Origin of the sequence: Prauserella flavalba, assembly GCF_003202235.1 — a bacterium.
GTDB lineage: Bacteria > Actinomycetota > Actinomycetes > Mycobacteriales > Pseudonocardiaceae > Prauserella_A > Prauserella_A flavalba.
The window spans coordinates 39,199-54,852 of the sequence record NZ_MASU01000024.1 but is presented as its reverse complement, the minus strand read 5'-3'; the positions used below and the strand labels follow the sequence as shown (position 1 = coordinate 54,852).

18 protein-coding genes are annotated in these 15,654 nt (G+C 66.7%); 1 reads left to right on the top strand and 17 read right to left on the bottom strand.

The genetic code is table 11. The annotated features are described in order from the left end of the window. Window positions 1-72 precede the first annotated feature (72 nt). The gene (locus BA062_RS37675) at window positions 73-483 is read left to right on the top strand and encodes a MerR family transcriptional regulator (protein ID WP_110343923.1); all 411 of its coding nucleotides are present in this window, start codon (window positions 73-75) and stop codon (window positions 481-483) included. A 305-nt stretch (window positions 484-788) separates the two neighbouring features. Here BA062_RS37675 and BA062_RS37665 read toward each other — a convergent pair whose 3' ends face one another. The 17 genes from BA062_RS37665 to BA062_RS40075 all read right to left on the bottom strand — a co-directional run bounded on the left by BA062_RS37665 (window position 789) and on the right by BA062_RS40075 (window position 13,929). Then, window positions 789-2,318: a hypothetical protein gene (locus tag BA062_RS37665; protein ID WP_146240142.1), complete on the bottom strand. Its 1,530-nt coding sequence runs from the start codon at window positions 2,316-2,318 to the stop codon at window positions 789-791. 1,014 nt (window positions 2,319-3,332) lie between these two features. Further along, window positions 3,333-3,716, bottom strand: coding sequence for a helix-turn-helix domain-containing protein (locus BA062_RS37660; protein ID WP_110343920.1), 384 nt, complete (start codon window positions 3,714-3,716; stop codon window positions 3,333-3,335). Beyond that, the gene (locus BA062_RS37655) at window positions 3,713-4,861 is read right to left on the bottom strand and encodes a tyrosine-type recombinase/integrase (RefSeq protein ID WP_137096694.1); all 1,149 of its coding nucleotides are present in this window, start codon (window positions 4,859-4,861) and stop codon (window positions 3,713-3,715) included. The genes BA062_RS37660 and BA062_RS37655 overlap by 4 nt, the downstream gene beginning before the upstream one ends. Before the next feature lie 208 nt (window positions 4,862-5,069). After that, complete coding sequence (locus BA062_RS37650) at window positions 5,070-5,645, bottom strand: adenine nucleotide alpha hydrolase family protein (RefSeq protein WP_206078012.1); 576 nt, start codon at window positions 5,643-5,645, stop codon at window positions 5,070-5,072. A gap of 6 nt (window positions 5,646-5,651) precedes the next feature. Then, complete coding sequence (locus BA062_RS37645; protein ID WP_110343918.1) at window positions 5,652-5,930, bottom strand: hypothetical protein; 279 nt, start codon at window positions 5,928-5,930, stop codon at window positions 5,652-5,654. A 333-nt stretch (window positions 5,931-6,263) separates the two neighbouring features. Next, entirely contained in the window at window positions 6,264-6,527 is a 264-nt protein-coding gene (locus tag BA062_RS37640) for a hypothetical protein (RefSeq protein WP_110343917.1), read from the bottom strand. A gap of 364 nt (window positions 6,528-6,891) precedes the next feature. Continuing rightward, window positions 6,892-7,458: a hypothetical protein gene (locus BA062_RS37635; protein ID WP_110343916.1), complete on the bottom strand. Its 567-nt coding sequence runs from the start codon at window positions 7,456-7,458 to the stop codon at window positions 6,892-6,894. 27 nt (window positions 7,459-7,485) lie between these two features. Next, window positions 7,486-8,049, bottom strand: coding sequence for a hypothetical protein (locus BA062_RS37630; RefSeq protein ID WP_110343915.1), 564 nt, complete (start codon window positions 8,047-8,049; stop codon window positions 7,486-7,488). A gap of 74 nt (window positions 8,050-8,123) precedes the next feature. Next, window positions 8,124-8,294 carry a hypothetical protein gene (locus tag BA062_RS40080; protein ID WP_168214202.1) on the bottom strand — a complete coding sequence of 57 codons (171 nt, stop codon included), beginning with the start codon at window positions 8,292-8,294 and terminating at the stop codon, window positions 8,124-8,126. Continuing rightward, window positions 8,284-8,676, bottom strand: a complete 393-nt coding sequence (locus tag BA062_RS39645) for a hypothetical protein (protein WP_146240141.1) — start codon at window positions 8,674-8,676, stop codon at window positions 8,284-8,286. The genes BA062_RS40080 and BA062_RS39645 overlap by 11 nt, the downstream gene beginning before the upstream one ends. Window positions 8,677-8,762: 86 nt before the next feature. Continuing rightward, on the bottom strand, window positions 8,763-9,623 hold the full coding sequence (locus BA062_RS37625; RefSeq protein WP_110343914.1) for a hypothetical protein: 861 nt from the start codon (window positions 9,621-9,623) through the stop codon (window positions 8,763-8,765). Window positions 9,624-9,708: 85 nt separating this feature from the next. Beyond that, window positions 9,709-10,368 carry a hypothetical protein gene (locus tag BA062_RS37620; RefSeq protein ID WP_137096692.1) on the bottom strand — a complete coding sequence of 220 codons (660 nt, stop codon included), beginning with the start codon at window positions 10,366-10,368 and terminating at the stop codon, window positions 9,709-9,711. 42 nt (window positions 10,369-10,410) lie between these two features. Then, entirely contained in the window at window positions 10,411-11,280 is an 870-nt protein-coding gene (locus tag BA062_RS37615; protein ID WP_137096691.1) for a hypothetical protein, read from the bottom strand. 133 nt (window positions 11,281-11,413) lie between these two features. Then, window positions 11,414-12,418, bottom strand: coding sequence for a DUF932 domain-containing protein (locus BA062_RS37610; RefSeq protein ID WP_110343911.1), 1,005 nt, complete (start codon window positions 12,416-12,418; stop codon window positions 11,414-11,416). Window positions 12,419-12,521: 103 nt separating this feature from the next. Beyond that, a complete protein-coding gene (locus tag BA062_RS39640; RefSeq protein ID WP_137096689.1) occupies window positions 12,522-12,929 on the bottom strand; it encodes a hypothetical protein in 408 nt (135 codons plus the stop codon). Window positions 12,930-12,970: 41 nt separating this feature from the next. Beyond that, entirely contained in the window at window positions 12,971-13,735 is a 765-nt protein-coding gene (locus tag BA062_RS37605) for a hypothetical protein (RefSeq protein ID WP_137096688.1), read from the bottom strand. Window positions 13,736-13,770: 35 nt separating this feature from the next. Next, complete coding sequence (locus BA062_RS40075) at window positions 13,771-13,929, bottom strand: hypothetical protein (RefSeq protein WP_158303192.1); 159 nt, start codon at window positions 13,927-13,929, stop codon at window positions 13,771-13,773. Between the last annotated feature and the right edge of the window lie 1,725 nt (window positions 13,930-15,654).

The following is a 15,654-nucleotide window of genomic DNA, read 5'->3' as shown; positions in this document are numbered from 1 at the left end:
CGCTGACATCACGCTAGAACCTTGCCCGAGGGGTAAGGTCAAGACTGGAGTGCGTCGGAAGGGAGCCATGTGATGGAGATGACTGTCGGGGCCGCCGCGGAGGCGGCCGGAGTCAGCGCCAAGGCAGTGCGGTTGTGGGAGTCCAAGGGCCTGCTGCCGCCCGCCCAACGCACCGACGCCGGGTACCGCACGTTCAGCCGGGACGACGTGGACGTGTTGCGGTTCATCCGCCAAGCCAAGGCACTGGACCTCACCCTGGGCGAGATCAAAGACATCCTGGACCTGCAGCGCTGCGGCGCCGCCCCCTGCGGGCGGGTCACCACCCTGCTCGACGCCCACATCGCCGAGATCGACCGCAAACTCTCCGATCTGCGCGCGATGCGCCGGACCCTGGTCGAGGCCCGCCGCGCTGCCCGTGACAGCCAACGCCGCGGCGAGGACGCCGTCGTCTGCCGCATCATCGAGACCGCCGACACCGCCTGACCCGGTTGCGGGTCAGGCGGTGTCCGGCGCGACGCGGGCCCGTGTGCTCTTGTTCGTCTCGTCCACGGTCGCGACCGCCATCACCAACCTCCTTCGGTTCCGCAACATCTGCCTGTCGTGCCGGACCGAGCAGCGCCCGCTCGGGGCGCGCCCGACCCGCGATGCCACCGAACGTAGGGGCTTGCCCGCGGGGCAAGGTCAAGCCGCTATCCACGAATCCGGCGTCTAAACCGACCACATGGGGCCACTTCGCGCCGGTTTCCCCCGGTGTCGTCCGGGCCCACCTGGGCGCACCGGGCCGCCGGTTATTCGGGGCCTGCCATGCTCTGCCCTTGGCGCAGGCGGCTGGCGACGTAGCTGGCGCGGTCGCCGCCGTTCTCCCGGTGCCAGGTGCTGGCGGTGGTGTCGGCGACGCCGAGCAGGTCGGCGAGCATCTTCCAGTGGACCGAGCCGACCAGTGACAGCCAGGCGCCGTTGCGGGCGGTGCGGGCGCTGGGGACGCCCAGCTTGCGCAGCCGGGTCTGAAGCGTGGCCGAGGCCATTGGCCGGTCGTGGCGCAGCCCTGGGAACAGGTAGGGCGTTGGGCGGTGCCTCAGCGCGCCGGCGAGCGGGCGGCGGTGGGTGACGAGCTGGTGCAGGAGTGCGGACAGCCGGGGCCGGAGCCACAAGGGGTCGCGGCCGAGTTGCAGGCCGAGGATGCCGGGTTCGTCGGGGTGTGCGAGGACATCGTCGACGGTGAGGTTGACCAGCCGCCAGCAGCTTTGTCCGTACTGCAGGACCAGGCAGCCGGCGACCCGATCGGTGAGCGCCAGCGTGTCGTCGGTCTCCAGCGTGACGGCGAGCAGGACGCGGTCGGTCTCGCTCATGATCTCCCGGTTGCCGGTGTGGGCCGAGGTGCCGATCGCGACGTGGGCCGGGGCCAGGCCGTTGGTGGCGGCCCACAGCAGGAACGGGCGCGCGTAGCGCTGGCGGGGCCGGTTGCGGATCAGCCAGCGGTCCACCACGGGTTGGGTCAGGGCGGCCAGGCTGATCCCGCGGGTGCGGAGGTAGCTCAGCAGCAGCCGGGCAGCATCCAGCTTCCGCCCGAGGTGTTCGCGCTGGTAGTACGTGAAATTGGTGTCCTGTTCGGCGCGCTGGTGGGCCAAGGGCATCAGGTGCCACCGGACGTAGCGAGCCAGGATGGTCTTGTCCTGCGGGGCGGTCACCCGCGCCAGCAGGGTCTGGACGTCGCGGGTGAGCTGGGCGAGTTCTTCCTCGCGGGGTTCGAGGATCTCGGCGAGCACCAGCAGGCCGCGCAGGTGCTGCACCGCGGTGGTCTGCCGGAGCTCGTCGAGTGCCTCGTGCGAACAGGCCAGTTCGCCGGTCACCATCCGGCGGATGAGTTGTCCGCCGGGCCGGCGCAGATACAGGCACAGCGAGTACGGGTTGTCGTAGTTCTCCAGCAGCTCGGCCAGCGGCGCCAACCAGGCTGCCGATTGCCCGTCGGGTTGGGTGAACACCTCGATCAGGTCCTGACGCGCGGTGCAGGGCAGGCACTGGCCGCGCAGCAGACGGCCCATGGCCCCGCAGGTCGGGCAGCGGTAGGAGAAGGTGACGCCCGCGCAGTCCGGGCACAGTGGCCCGGCGGGCTCGCGGCGGAACGCCCCGGCAAGCTGACCGCAGCGGTGACAGTGCTCGTGCGTGAGCCGTACGGCGTCCACACAGGACAGGCAGACCGGGCCTTCCGGCCAATGCCGTTCGGCGCGGGCGGTGGTTCCGCATCGCGCGCACGGCACCTGGGCGGCCAGGTAGCACGGCACGCACCTGGCCACGCCGTCCACACCGGGCACAGGCATCGACGGTCGTTGCCCGCAGTCGGTGCACGGCGGGCCAGGCCGCACCGCTTCCCAGCACGCCTTGCACCACGGTCCATTGTGGTCACGGGCGCAGACCACTTTGCGGGCGCCGCAGCCCGAGCACGGTTCCGCCTGCGCTTGGCGGCGGCAGCGGTCACACCATGGTTCACCGTCGGCGTCGCGGTAGGCCACCAACCGGGTCTGGCCGCAGGTGCGGCACGGCCGCCGCGGAATGGCTTGCCGGGCGCAGACCCGGCAGACACCGGTGCTCAGGATCCCGATCTTGCGGGTCTTCCCGCAGCGCGGGCACAGCAGCTTTGGCGCACGCCGGTTGTCGCACTTCTCGCACAGCGAGCCCTCGTCGGTGAGCCGCGCCGCCGGCTTGTCCTCGCCGCAGTCGACGCACCGGTGCAGAGGCCGCTGATGCTCGCGCTGCCAGCACCGCCGGCACACCGGCCGTTCCTCGTCGTCGCGGACGTGACCGGTGCTGTCTGACCGCACCGTGAACAGGGCTCAGCCAGATGCGTCCGGCGGCACCGCTCGCACCACGCTCCCTGTTCGGTGTGGGCGGTGGCCAGCACGACCTTGCCGCACACCCAGCACGGCTCGCGGGGAAGCGTCTTGCGGTGGCAGGTGTAGCAGACCCGGCCCTGAGCGGTGTTCTTCGTGGCTTTCATCGTCCGCCCGCACACCGAGCATGGTTGAGGGACGCGCCGCTCGCGCTGCCAGCACCGCCGACACACCGGTTGCCCGTCGCGCCGCGCGGCCACCCGCCCGGACCGGCCACACAGCGAGCACGGTTCGGCGCGGCGCTTTCCGTTGCAGTTCTGGCACCACGCCCCTTCGGTTGTGCGTCCAATCGGGACGGTCAGTCGGCCGCACCCGACACAGGTCTCCTTGTCCCGGCGGGCGTGGTAGCAGGTATGGCACAGCCCGCTGGTGACCAGCGAGCGGTCGCGTCCGCAGCCGGCGCAGACACCTCGCCCTTTCCCCACGTGCGTTACCCGTGTTCGGTCAGCTCTCGGCGTCGAAGAAGTCCGCGGACAACAACGGCATGTCCGGCACGGCCGGCCGCGGGCCGCAGCGCGGTGGCTCCTCGACGGCTGGGTGCGGCTCGATCTCCACCGCCAGGTCCTCGAACCGGCAATCGAGGATCTTGCACAGGGCCAGGATCAACTCGATCGGCATCTTCGGCGGACGCTCGGTGCTGACGAGGCGATAGATCGAGCTGCGGTCGAACTCGAAGCCGTACTTGCGCAACTCCGGGATCAGCTTCGTGGTGGTGTACCAGTTCTTGCGGACCGCCATCAGCTCCCGCAGTCGCCACTCGTAGCGTGGCTGCCGAGCCTGCACGTCGTCGTTCTGCTCGTCCGGCCCTGGCCGGGACACCGCGTTCATCGCACCCTCCTCCGGCGGCCAGCAGGCTCACCTGACGCGTGATCGCTGAAGTCGTCGTCCATCTCCGCCTCCGTCTCGGCCATCGCGAAGGCACGTTGCAACGCGGCTTCCTCCGCCGCGTCCAGGTGCTCACGGACCTTCAGGTTCTTGAAATCGCTGCTGACCGCCGTGTAGATCGCCGTGGTCGCCGAGTGGGAGTGACCGACCTGGTCGGTGACGAACTGCCCGTCGTAGCCGGACTCGATCAGCCTGGTCACGTACGTGTGCCGCAGGCAGTGCGGGCCCAGATGATCCGGCAGGCCCGCCAGTTCGCGCCAGTGCTGGAAGCGCTGGTTGACGGCCCGTTCCGAGATCATCTCGTCGCGCTCGGTCGGGAACATCACGCCGTCGTCCTCGCGGTCGACATAGAACAGCGGGCGGACGTTCTCCAGGTAGACCTGCACCGTCTGCACTGCCCACGGCCACACCGAGATCACCATCCGCCGCCGAGGCGGCTGCCCGGCGCTGGGCTTGCCCCACCGCACCGCCAGCGCCGCCAGGTCGCCGAACTCGGGCAGCTTCGCCTGCCTCCGCCAGTCGTGCGTCTCCAGCCGCGCCGCCTCCCGTCGCCGCAGGCCCCAGCCGTACAGCGTGGTCAACAGCGCCAGGTCACGAGCCGCAGTCAGCGCGCCCTTGTGCCCCTCCGCCCGCAGCCGCCGGATCTCCGGTTCCATGGAACCGAACAGGCGCTTGATCTCCTCGCGGGCCAGCGGCCGATTCCCGCTGGGCTTGCCGATGTACTCCTGCGCATGACGGACCGCGTTCAGATCCCGCAGCGCGAACGAGTTGAACCTGCCGAACAACCCCTGACACACCTGCGGCCACTCGTAGGCCGGATCACTCAGATACGCCAGATACAGCGCGAGATCGTTCTGGTACTTGCGCATCGTGGACGTGGCCACGCTGTCGGCCAGCATCGCCGACCACCGATCGAACAGACCCCGGTTCCACACCGGCTCCCACGGATAGCCGTCCGCCACCCCCTGCACCTGCCGAGCCATCCGCAACCGCTGGCGCACCGTGTCCTTCGTCAACCGCCGAGCCCGCTGGTGATCAGCGAACCCTTGCAGGGTCTTCTCGAACACCGCCTCCGCAGGCCGCAGCATCGACACACCCGGCACCACATGCAACGTGGCAACCCCAGGCACAACAGACGACACGCCGGAACGGCGGAGGCCCGCAGTCCGTCCCCCATCGACCAATCGTCACCCTCCGCAACCAAGGTCGTCCCAGATCGCCCCCCTATGATGCACCGAACGCACCAATAGCGCGCAGGCTACACCATCTCAAACGATGTTCCGGACCACGCCTCGATCAACACGGCGGGCACGTGATAGAACTCGGTCGTCGCGCGAACCGGCCACGCGCCACCTCACAGGCAAATCCCGCCGGACCCGTGATGCAGCCAGCGCAACATTGCTGGAACTTCTTCAAACGTGCGCGAGACTCCTGGGCACGCAGGCCCATGCAGTTGAGCACCTGAGCGGGCCGGTTGATCGTGCCTAGCTCGTTGACTAACTGCGTGACGAGTTTCCTTGCTGGGCCGCGCTTCTGGTCAGAGGCGCAGTAGCGAGCTGTGGCCGACGGCCAGCGCCCGCGCTGGCGGGCTTGGGTCAGCAGGTCTCCCTGCTCTGGGTGGCGCTCCTCGTATCGGACGCCGTAGTGCAGGGCTTGCCGCCTAGCGAGGTCCGCGGTTCCTGGCCATTCGACGCGCCCCAGCGCGCAGTGCAGGACCGTGATCCGGTCCAGAACTCCCGCGTCAGCCGCGCGGCGGCAGACGACGTCGAGCATCGCTTGGGAATCCTTGCCGCCACTGGAATTCACCAGAATGATGTCGTAGCGAGCCAGGTCCGGATCATCCGTCTTTTCGTGACAGTCGTGGTGGCCCATGCGCGTTCACCCGACGATCTCGATGCTGTCGAGGCGGCGCACGTGCTCGACCTCGTCGTCCTCCACAGAACACATCGCGTCGTAGAGAACAGTCGGGTTCTTCTGCAGCAGGTCCCGCAGCTCTTCGATCGTCGCACTCACTGCGAGCTGCTGGCGGGCGCGGTCCGCGTCTTGGTTTACGGCTGACGGATCGGGCGTGAAGACGGCGCGGGCTTCGTCCACCGTGAGTGTCATCGCGAACTTCTGCATGAATGTCCACGAGATACGGAATTCTTGGGCGCTCATACGGATCTCCAATCAGGACAGCGGGCCTGTGGGGATGACATCGGATGCCGTCCCCACAGGCGGATTTTGTTCGTCATTGATGTGGCCGGGAGCGACGTGCGGCCGACGGGCCAGGATGCGGCTTCGTGGTTCTTACGTGGGATGCTGGCGGGGCGTCTCGGTCGGCCGCGACGGCGGGGGGCCGGGCCTGCCGGACTTTCGCCGCCTGCTCGCTGCTCATCGTTTCCCTGAGCGCCCGAACATTATCGTTGGTGAGTTTGGTCAGTTTCACTTCGGTCATTGCTGTTTTCCTTTCTTTCTTCCGTTTCCGCCGGGCCTGTCGCTGCTCGGCGGCTATCGATCGCAGCCGATCTCGGCGAGGTAGTCGTCCCGGCCGTCGTTGATGGCGGCGGCGAGATCGATGTCGAGGGCGTCGGCAAGGTGGTGCAGGTCTGCGAAGAAGTCGCTCATGAGGGCGTGGAAGGTCTCGTAGCCGCCGCCGACCTGCGCGGCATAGGCGTTGATGGCAGTTGCAGCGAATCCGGCCTTGCGGGTGTTGTCGTGAATGATGTCGTCCTGGTTGGCGGTGTCCCGGGGCTCGCCGTCACCTGCGAACATCGTCGGGTCTAGTTTGTCGATAGCGACAGGCCCGAGTGGACGTACGCGATTTGACTTGGCATGCATGGCTTTCCTCTGTGTCCGCTGTCGTTCGATCTGTCATCTGCGCGGCACAGCCGCCGGTTGAAGGCATGGCTGCGAAAAGCGGAGGGGCCGTCAGGGACGGCCCCTCCTGACCGCGATGGCCGGGCCCCGCTTCGCGGTCGGCTACCGGCCCGGTCAGTCCGCGCGCTCCCACTCGAAGTTGGCACCAATCGAGAAGCGGCCGTCTTCGGCGGCGGTGATCCGGTCAGGCAGGTATCCGTCTTCGCCGATGGCCTGGTGGTCGACCATGACGATCGTGTCGCCGTCCCAGTAGGCGAGGTCAGATCCTTCCCGGGTATTTGCGGGCGGTGTCGCTGATCCAGGCGACGACCACCTCGGCCACGGTGCGCCGGAAGCGGGGGCATCCAGCCCTGCTCCACCCATGGATCTCCGAGGCGAGCGCAGGAAAGGCGGGGTCCGTACCGTCGATGTTGATCGTGACCAGGATTTCGTCGTCCTCGGGCACGAGCTGGGCGGAGTCGGCCAGCAGACCGGCATCAGCCTGCGGATCGGTTGGCGGAGCGGTGAGTTCCCAGCACCACCCGCGATAGCCGATCGCGTAGCGGTTGTTCTCGTCCGGCTCGATCCGGTCCGGCCTGTGCTCCTCGGTTTCGAGGACCGTCAGCACGTCACCGTCGAAAGTGGCGGTGTCGGGCCATTCGTCGGGGTCGTGGTCGTGCATGGTGTTGAGCCACAAGGCAATGGCCTCGGCGACAGTGCGCCGGAACCGGGGCACAGCAAATCCGTTCCAACGCTCGTTTTCGATGGTTGCTGGGAACGTCTGTGTGGTGTCGGCGAGGGCGACGTACACGTCGCCGTCTGTCGCGGTGAGATTCGGTGTGAACATGGCAGATCCTTTCCTTGCACAGAGGCGTTATCGGGTGGTGGTGATCGGCTGGGTGGTCCAGGCATAGAGATCGCGCGCCATGCGGGCGTGCTGGCGGCAGCAGAGGGTGTGCGGTGCGCTGCTGACCTGTTGGGTTGCGCGCCGATGGCAGTAGCGCGGCGGGCGACCGTCGCCGAATTCGGTTTGCCAGGCGCACACCCGGAGGCGGCGGAGGAAGACCACGAGGCCCGGTCCGCCATTGACGCCGAACCATCGGCCGCCGTCGCCGTCGGTGGCGTGCCACGTAAAGCGGGTCCAGCGGTGCCCGGTTGGCGTGGTGGCTCGTTCGCCGGCCTGGTGCCGGTCGGCCGGGTCGATGGTGGCGAGATGCCCGCCTGACCAGGTCGTGAGTGTCACGCTGTCGCAGGCGACGTAGGCGGCGAAACGGGTCGCGTGGTTGAGTGCGTCGCGCTGTCGTTCGGTGGCGCAGGCGTAGCAGATGGTCGCGCCGGTAGCGGAGTCGGTCGCGAATCCGGTGCCGATTCCGTCGGGCACCGAAACATGTCCGCAATCGAGTCGAGTTGCCGCGTTGACGACGGCTCCAGTGGCCATGACGATGCCCTTTCAGTAATGGAATTAGGTAGATACGAATCCGCGCGCATGGCGGCGCGTTGCACGGGTGGCGGTCAAGCTCCGGCGTATTTGCATTGAACGATTTCGCCGTGGTGACGTCCGGCGCATTCGATGGTGCCGAGTATGCGATCTTTGACCGCGAGTCGGCGGCGGGCATCGGCTTCGAGGTCGTCGATGGTCGAGCCTTCCAGCGCTTCGTGGTGCAACTGCCGCTCACCGAACACGCGAGCATCGGGGAAGGCAGCGGCCCACATGCGGGCGTACAGTCCGGCGGCAGCGGATCGCATCGGGGCAATCGTGCTGACTTCGCTGCAGGCGCAGCACACTTCGACTGCCGTGCCCGGTCTGGTGTCTGCGCCGTTGACGACCCGATTCAGGATTTTCGCGGCAGTGCGGCCGGAACACGAATTCGCGGGACATGCGCTCATGCGTGGGCGTGAGCAGCGAAAAACCGTGGTAGAGCGTGTCCGCCTCAGCTGGATTAGTGGTGATCGCTCGTGCGATTTCCTCCTCGGCCCAGTCCATCTGGTCGAACAGTGAGCCGAAAATTTTTGTGATGTCGCCGAGAATGTCTAGTACGGGGTCACTTTCTGTTGATGCGGTCATGGCTGTTTCTCCTGCGTTGCTTGGCTTTCCTGTGCTTCTGCGCGACGCGGTCCCACCTGCGCGGCTGCTCTTGGGGCGCGAGGTGGTCAGCGGTGGCGGGTGATGCGGGCGAGCTGGACGAGTGAGGTGATGGGCCCGGCCCAGTAGCGGGCGTGGGCGGGCTCGTCGCCGATGCCCCACACGGACAGCTCGACCTGCGGATTGCTGGGGCGTGTCCAGGTGGCGTGAACGCCGGGCCCGGTGGTGCACCGGATGCCGTGCTCATCGCAGGCGTAGGTGTCCGCGGGGCCGGTCCACCCCATCCCGTGCAAGAACTCGGCGACCTGGGCATAGCTCGCGTCGAGTGGTTGCCCCGGGGTGACGGGCGCACGGTCGGTTGCACCGGATTCGCCGGTGATCACAGCGCGAACCTCGGTGGTCTCGAACAGGCGTCCGCGCTCACTGGAATCGGCGTAGGCCAGCCCGTGCGGCCCGGTGAACCACAACGTGAGCGTGTGCCCGTCCCGGACCCAGCCGCGCCGGTAACCGCGCCGCTCGCCCAATTCGGCGGACGGGATCGGCGGCAGGGTGCCGTCGAGTTCGTGATCGGGGCGGGCGGCCCATCCGTGCGCGGCGAGGTCGTCGAGAATGCGGGGGTAGGCCATGTCTTTGGCGCGGACTCCGGTGTATCCGGCGGCGGCGCGTGCCATGGTGTCGGCGAGGCGGTTCATGCGCGCGGTGACGTAGCGCAGCCCGTCCGGTGGGTAGGGCGTGGCCTTGAACAGGGTGTGCGCGTCGTCGGTGAGGTCGGCGACCTGGCAGCGCAGCTCTTCGGCGTAGGCGGCGAGTTCGGCGAGGCTGGCAGCGCGCAGTGCCGCGAGCCCTTCCGCCGCGTCGGCGCGGGCACGGTTCCGGTCGGCCTCGGCGCGGGCCTCGGCGAGCGGGTCGTGGTCGGTCTGGTGATTCATCGGTGGTGCTCCTGTGGGCAGGGCTCGCCGCCCCGCCGTCGGTGGCGGCGAGGCGGCGAGCGGGCGGGTGACAAACGCGGGCGGGTCAGTGGTCCTGGTCCCATCCCATGCGGGCGGCCCAGGCGGCGAGTGCGCGCGCGGCCTCGTGCGGTGTGCCGTAGGTGGGTTCCTCGGCGGCGGGAAGGTCGGGCCGGATGCTGCCGCCGGTGAGGTCGCGGGCGGTGTAGCGCTCGCGGTCCCCTTCGGTGATGCGGCGGACGGTGCCGATGCCGAGTCCGTTGACCGTGATGGGCCATGCGTGGGTAAAGGCGAACCGCTCCTGCTCGGGGGCGGTGGTCCGGTGGTGTGCGGGCCAGCGGTACGCGGCCCACCAGTTGGTCACCGTGACGTCAATGACGCGGTCTCCCGCATCGACGATAGCGCTCACCAGGTCCCGTGCGGCGGTGGCCCCGATCAGGTCGGCCAGCCGGGCGTACGCGTCACGGGCCGTGGTGAGTCGCGTGAGGATAGGTGCCGCTTCGCTGCGGAGGGTGTCGGCGTCCATCTCGCCGATCGCGTCAGTACGGGCGTCGTAGGCGTCGCGGTCGGTCATACCGGGTGTCCAGCGCGGGGCCAGCGCGTTGATGCAGTCCAGGCACGTGCTGCACCGGTAGACGCTGGGGTGTGACACGGCAATGGAAATCCCCATGCCGATGTTGTCGCACCCTGGGGTTCCGCACTCGCCGCTCATGGTGCCTTTGCTCATGGTCCCTCTGTCCTCTCTGGATTGAGTTCGTGGGCTGGGTGGTCAGGACCAGTCGCTCCACCAGCTGCGGACCTCGGAGGGCTCGGTGTCGTAGCACTCGGTGATGACCTGGTCCAGGTCAGCGGTGGGGTTGTCGAGGCGGGTGAGCGCGGCGTTCACAACGAGATTGATCAGGTCGTCGTCACGGTCGCGCGTGGCCACTTCGTCGATCACGAGGTCGGCACCGTCGTTGACGGCGCGGGAAACCTGGTCTCGAGTGAAGTGCGGCATCTCCTGGTCCGTCGGTTTCCTTTCCGGTTCGGACTTGGTCGGGTGGTCGGTGTGCGGGAATGTCGCGAGGAACGCGGCGACTTTGGCGGCGTCGTCCGACGCGACCGAGAAGGCGAACGCCACGTGCTTGCAGTTGCGGGGCACCGTGGCGGTGCCGGCCAGCGGCCCCTGGTAGCGCACGATTGCTTCCTGCGGGTCGCAGCCGAGCGGGCTGAGTCCGGGCGGTTGGACGGTCGCGCCGAGCGGGTCCGCGATGGCGTGCGCGAGCCGGTCGCGTGCGGCGGCCTGGTCATCGATTCGTTGTTTCAGCTCGCGGGTTTCCGCGAGGGTGGCCCGGTAGCCGGGCAGCAGCCGCCGGGCAGTCTCGGCGGCGACGGTTTCGGGTGTCTTGGCCGGGGACACCGTAATTTCGTGTAATGGCGCTGGGTTTCCGTGGCGGTTCCGGATAGTCGCTAGTTCGGCCGGGAGGCTGGCGGAAAGCCTGAGCCGTGGTGCCTTCTCCCAGTCGGAGTAGCACACGTGAACGTCTTCACCATCTGGGCCGATCAGGACCCGGTCGCGGTGACCGTGGTAGCCCGGTTCGACCGTCCACGTCCCGTCGAGCGCTTCCGCCATCGCTACCGCAAATGCCTGCATGTCCATGGGTTCGTTTTCCTTCCTGTGTCGCGGATTTGTGTGCGCCGGAATTGGTTCGGGCGTCGGCTGTGGCCATCTCGCGGCCACGGCACCCGCGCGGCGCATGGCCGCGCGGGCACCGAAGCGGCGACAGTCCTTTTCAGACCGAGGCCAGCACCTTGCCGAGCGTGGTCACGGTGTCCTGGTCGAGCGCGTCGGCTTTTCCGTCCACCGCGCGGGACATGTTGCGTTCGGCGCGGGAGGCGTTGCGCACGATCGCTTCGTGGTGGGTGTAGGTGTTGATGGCCTGCACCACTCCCCACGCGGTACCGCGCCAGGGGCTGACCCGGTTGTCGGTGTTCCACAACCGGTTGAGCGCGGCCCGTTCGTTCGTCGCGGTAGTGCGGGCGCGTCCCTTTTCCTCGGGCACCGGAGTGTGTGCGTCCAGGAAGGCGCGCCATGCCTGGTCGGTCACGGTCGTTTCGCACAGGGCCTTGACCTCGGCGGCGAATTCCTCGGCCACCGTGTGGACCATCGCGAGCGCGTCACGGGCCTCCACGATGCGGAACTTGCCGTTCTTGGAGTGCTTGACCTTGAACTGCTGGCCGTACTCGCGCAGCCCTGCCGACATCGTGTTGTCGCACACCACGTTGGTCACGGTGCGCTTGTAGGTGGTGGCAAGGCTGCCGTCGTGGCTGGTGCAGGCGACCAGGTTCGGCCGGAACTCCACGCCTTCCGGGGTGGTGATGTTCTCGGGCACTTCCACGCTCACCCAGGCCTGTCGGCGGTCGCGCAGCAGGCCCGCGGAACCGATCGACAGACCGTCGTCCAGGATCGTGCCGACCTTGTCCAGTAGCCATTCCTGGTACTGGTGCACGGTGTACCCGTCGGCGAAGATCCCGAGGACGTCACCGGTATCCGATGCGGTGATGGCTTGCTTGTTGGGCACGCGGCGAAGGCCGAACTTGCCCGCCACAAGCACCGGTTCCGGTTCGGCGGTCCAGTGGAACAAGCGCCGCTGCACATCGGCGACCGGGATTGCTCCGGCGTAGTGGTTCGGCTCGCTGCCTTGCGCCGATGCCCGGTAGTGCCACGCGTGCCCGCGCTTGTCGGTGAACCCAATCAACACATTGTTGTTGAGCCATTCGCTGGTTTCTTTGGACATGACAGACCCACTTTCGTTATCGGATGTGATACGGAAACCGTTGTGCGGTCACGGCGTCCGCACGCGAACGCGCGCGGCACCGAAACGGCACAACGCGGTGCGGCTAGTTGCGGTAGTGAGATCGCATGGATTCTTCTGCCCGGCTTAGTGCGGCACGTTGCGAAAGCCACCGTTCGGCATCGCTGAAATGCCGGTGCCATTGCTCGGTTTCGTCGGGCTCAACCGAGCAGAACGCCAACCCGCGCCACAATCCGCGCCACCGAAGGATCACGCGCACGTGTCCGTGCTCGGTGCCGTAGGCGAATACGGTTTCGTCGTCGGGCCGGTCATTCCCTTGTGGGCCCGATTCGGCGAGATAACGCACGACCAGGCTCACTAATAGTTCATGGTGGACACCCATGGTGGATAATGCTTGGTACGCGCGCCGGGCTCCGTGCTGGTCGGCGTAGTCACGAAAGATCGCGTATTGCCGGTCCTGCTCGCTTCCGGCAACCGGGTTGTTGGTATCCACGGTGACTCCTTTTCCTAGTGCCGTTTGACGGGCCGCGTTCGTTACGCCACGTTTTTGCCGTAGGGGTAGACAACGGGGTAACAGTGTTCGCAGCCACGCAATGTTTCGCGAACGTCCGACATGGTTACGGTGTGATTGCCGTGTCGGTATCCGTCGACCATGGCCGAAACGCATTCGCAGTCGTCTTCTGCGTAGTATTCGGCGCAGTCGTAATGCAGCGGCTCATCACAAGCGCTTTCGAGCCACTTGTCACACTCGACGCATTGCCGATATCCCAGCTCGGGCATGATGTGGTCGATATCCCAGCCGTGACAGTCGGTGCACAAGGTCTGTCCGTCATCGCTCAGCGCCGAAACGACGTCCGCCGCGATTTCCTCGGGCACGTCGTAGCAGTCGACCAGCACGCGCGCGGCGTTCTCGGATTCCCGCTCTGACAGGTCTTCGTCGTCGAGCAGCGGGTATCCGGCGAGAGCGGCACCGATACGGTCGGCGGCCTCACGTGCGGCGGAATCGCCGTAGTCGTAGGCGAGAAGGCCGTTCCACTCGGCCGCTTTGCCGGGTGCCGCTTCCTCCATGAGCCGCACCGCCGCGTGCCCGTTGGACACGTCCGCCAGGTGGGCGCACTGGTGCCCGGTGAGGTAATCGCCGGGAATTGGCAGCGGGTCACCGCCCGATCCGAGCACGAACCCGAATCCGGACCAGTCATTATCTCGGGCGCAGTCTTCACCGTCCCATGTCCCGTAACGGAAATTCTGCCTGAAGAACAAGTGCGCATCTTCGGAAAACGAAATTTCAGGGTTGTTCATGATTGACACTCCCAGCGGGTGCGGATTAGTGCGAGTCACAGACCGCATGCGGCAAAGAAACGGTCGCGGTCGAATCGGGGGTTTACCGATTTGAAGTACGTGCACAAGGCGTCGGCGAGCGCTTTTCGTTCGTCGTCGGCGACAACTTCCCGACGTACGGAATCGGCAATTTCTTTGAAGTCTTTACGCGTCATGACAGAACCTCCAATGATGTTGTAGTTGCGTGTCGTTTGGCGGTTCAGGCCAGTTGCGAACTGGTACGGGCCGAAATGTGGACGCGTCGGGTGCGATTCACGCAAAGGGGATCATCTTCTATGTCCGTGCGATGCGTAAACGCAAGCGATAGCGCCCGGTCGGCCGGTAGCGCATTCCCTGAACCTCCCTAAAAGGGAAGCCGTTATGTCTAGTGCACAACGCAGGGAACCATGCCCGTAAGACATAGCGTGCTATGAACAGAAAAGGCGCGACGCGCTTGAGAGAGTGTCGTTCAATGTCGGCAACCGCTTTACACAATCCGGACGCCCACACGTTGTGACGTTTTTCGGTGCTAGACCACCATGTAGTTATCTTGGGGACACACCTGTGGCAGGCATGCCTTTATGCGCGCTACTCCGCTCTATAGCAAGGGATTCACATAACGGGGCTGCAAGCGCAGTTACTACGCATCTCAGACTAGAAATGCGCGTTTGGCTACGCGTCGTTCCCCACTACTGCCCTGCACGGTTTCGCTGCTGTCCGCGCGGCCCAAGCCGCTGCCCGCGCTATGCGGGTCTTATGGTTCGTAACGGCCAATCCTTTGAGGAGAAGAAAGGAAGGAGATCGCTCGCGGGACGCCGTGTCCCGGTCCTCACGCCCTTCTCTGTCTCATCCCCTCCGGTCTGTCTCGGTTACATGTCTAGGTTGACGCACTGCCTAGACACTTTCAAGCTCCAGCCGGGTTCCGTTATCTCGCCGTTACCTTCGGCGTCGACCTCGCCGCTCAGGGCCGGTTGGGCCCTTGAGCTGGGAAGACGCAGAGGAAGAGACCGACCCGCACAGCGGCAGCCAGCGCCCGCGCCCGCGACCCGCACAGCGGCAGCCAGCGCCCGCGCCCGCGACCCGCACAGCGGCAGCCAGCGCCCGCGCCCGCGACCCGCACAGCGGCAGCCAGCGCCCGCGCCCGCGACCCGCACAGCGGCAGCCAGCGCCCGCGCCCGCGACCCGCACAGCGGCAGCCAGCGCCCGCGCCCGCGACCCGCACAGCGGCAGCCAGCGCCCGCGCCCGCGACCCGCACAGCGGCAGCCAGCGCCCGCGCCCGCGACCCGCACAGCTTGGATTCAGTACGAATTTCTCTTTGGATATCTTGCGGTTTTTGAATCACACCACTTGCAGCCACGCCGTTTATATGGTTGTCAACATCTATGAGTCATGTTTCTGTATCGTTAGGTTTTATCTTGCGGGCAAGGAGAAGGCGGAAAGAGCCATGCAGTCACTTAGGATCAAAAAGAAGAAAGAATGGAAGGGAAGCTGTGGCGAAGGAGAATGAAGAAGAAGCTGGCTACAGCAGAACGGGACTTGCGGACGGAAGGCAGTGCGAGCATCAGATAGCCAACACACCACCCAAGCCGACTGTTCACGTGCCTGCCGGCACCGAAGTCGGGGAACACGGAGGAAGGGGTTGCCCAGCGTTGGCCTGCAACAAGGCTTTGACGCGCCCCTTCCTCTCTAGTGGGAGCCCGGAAAGGAAGACGGAAAGGAAGGTCGAGAGGAAGGTGGACGGGCGAGAGGTCTACGGGCTCGCCGCCGACTCCATGCCGGTTGTACACGCGGCAGAGTACTGGCCTCGGGCCGTGCTGCAGCTCGCCTCCGCGGGCCGCCACCGCCGCTTCCCGGAATCACGCGAATAAGTTCACATCCCGGCGTTCAACGTATCCGCGAG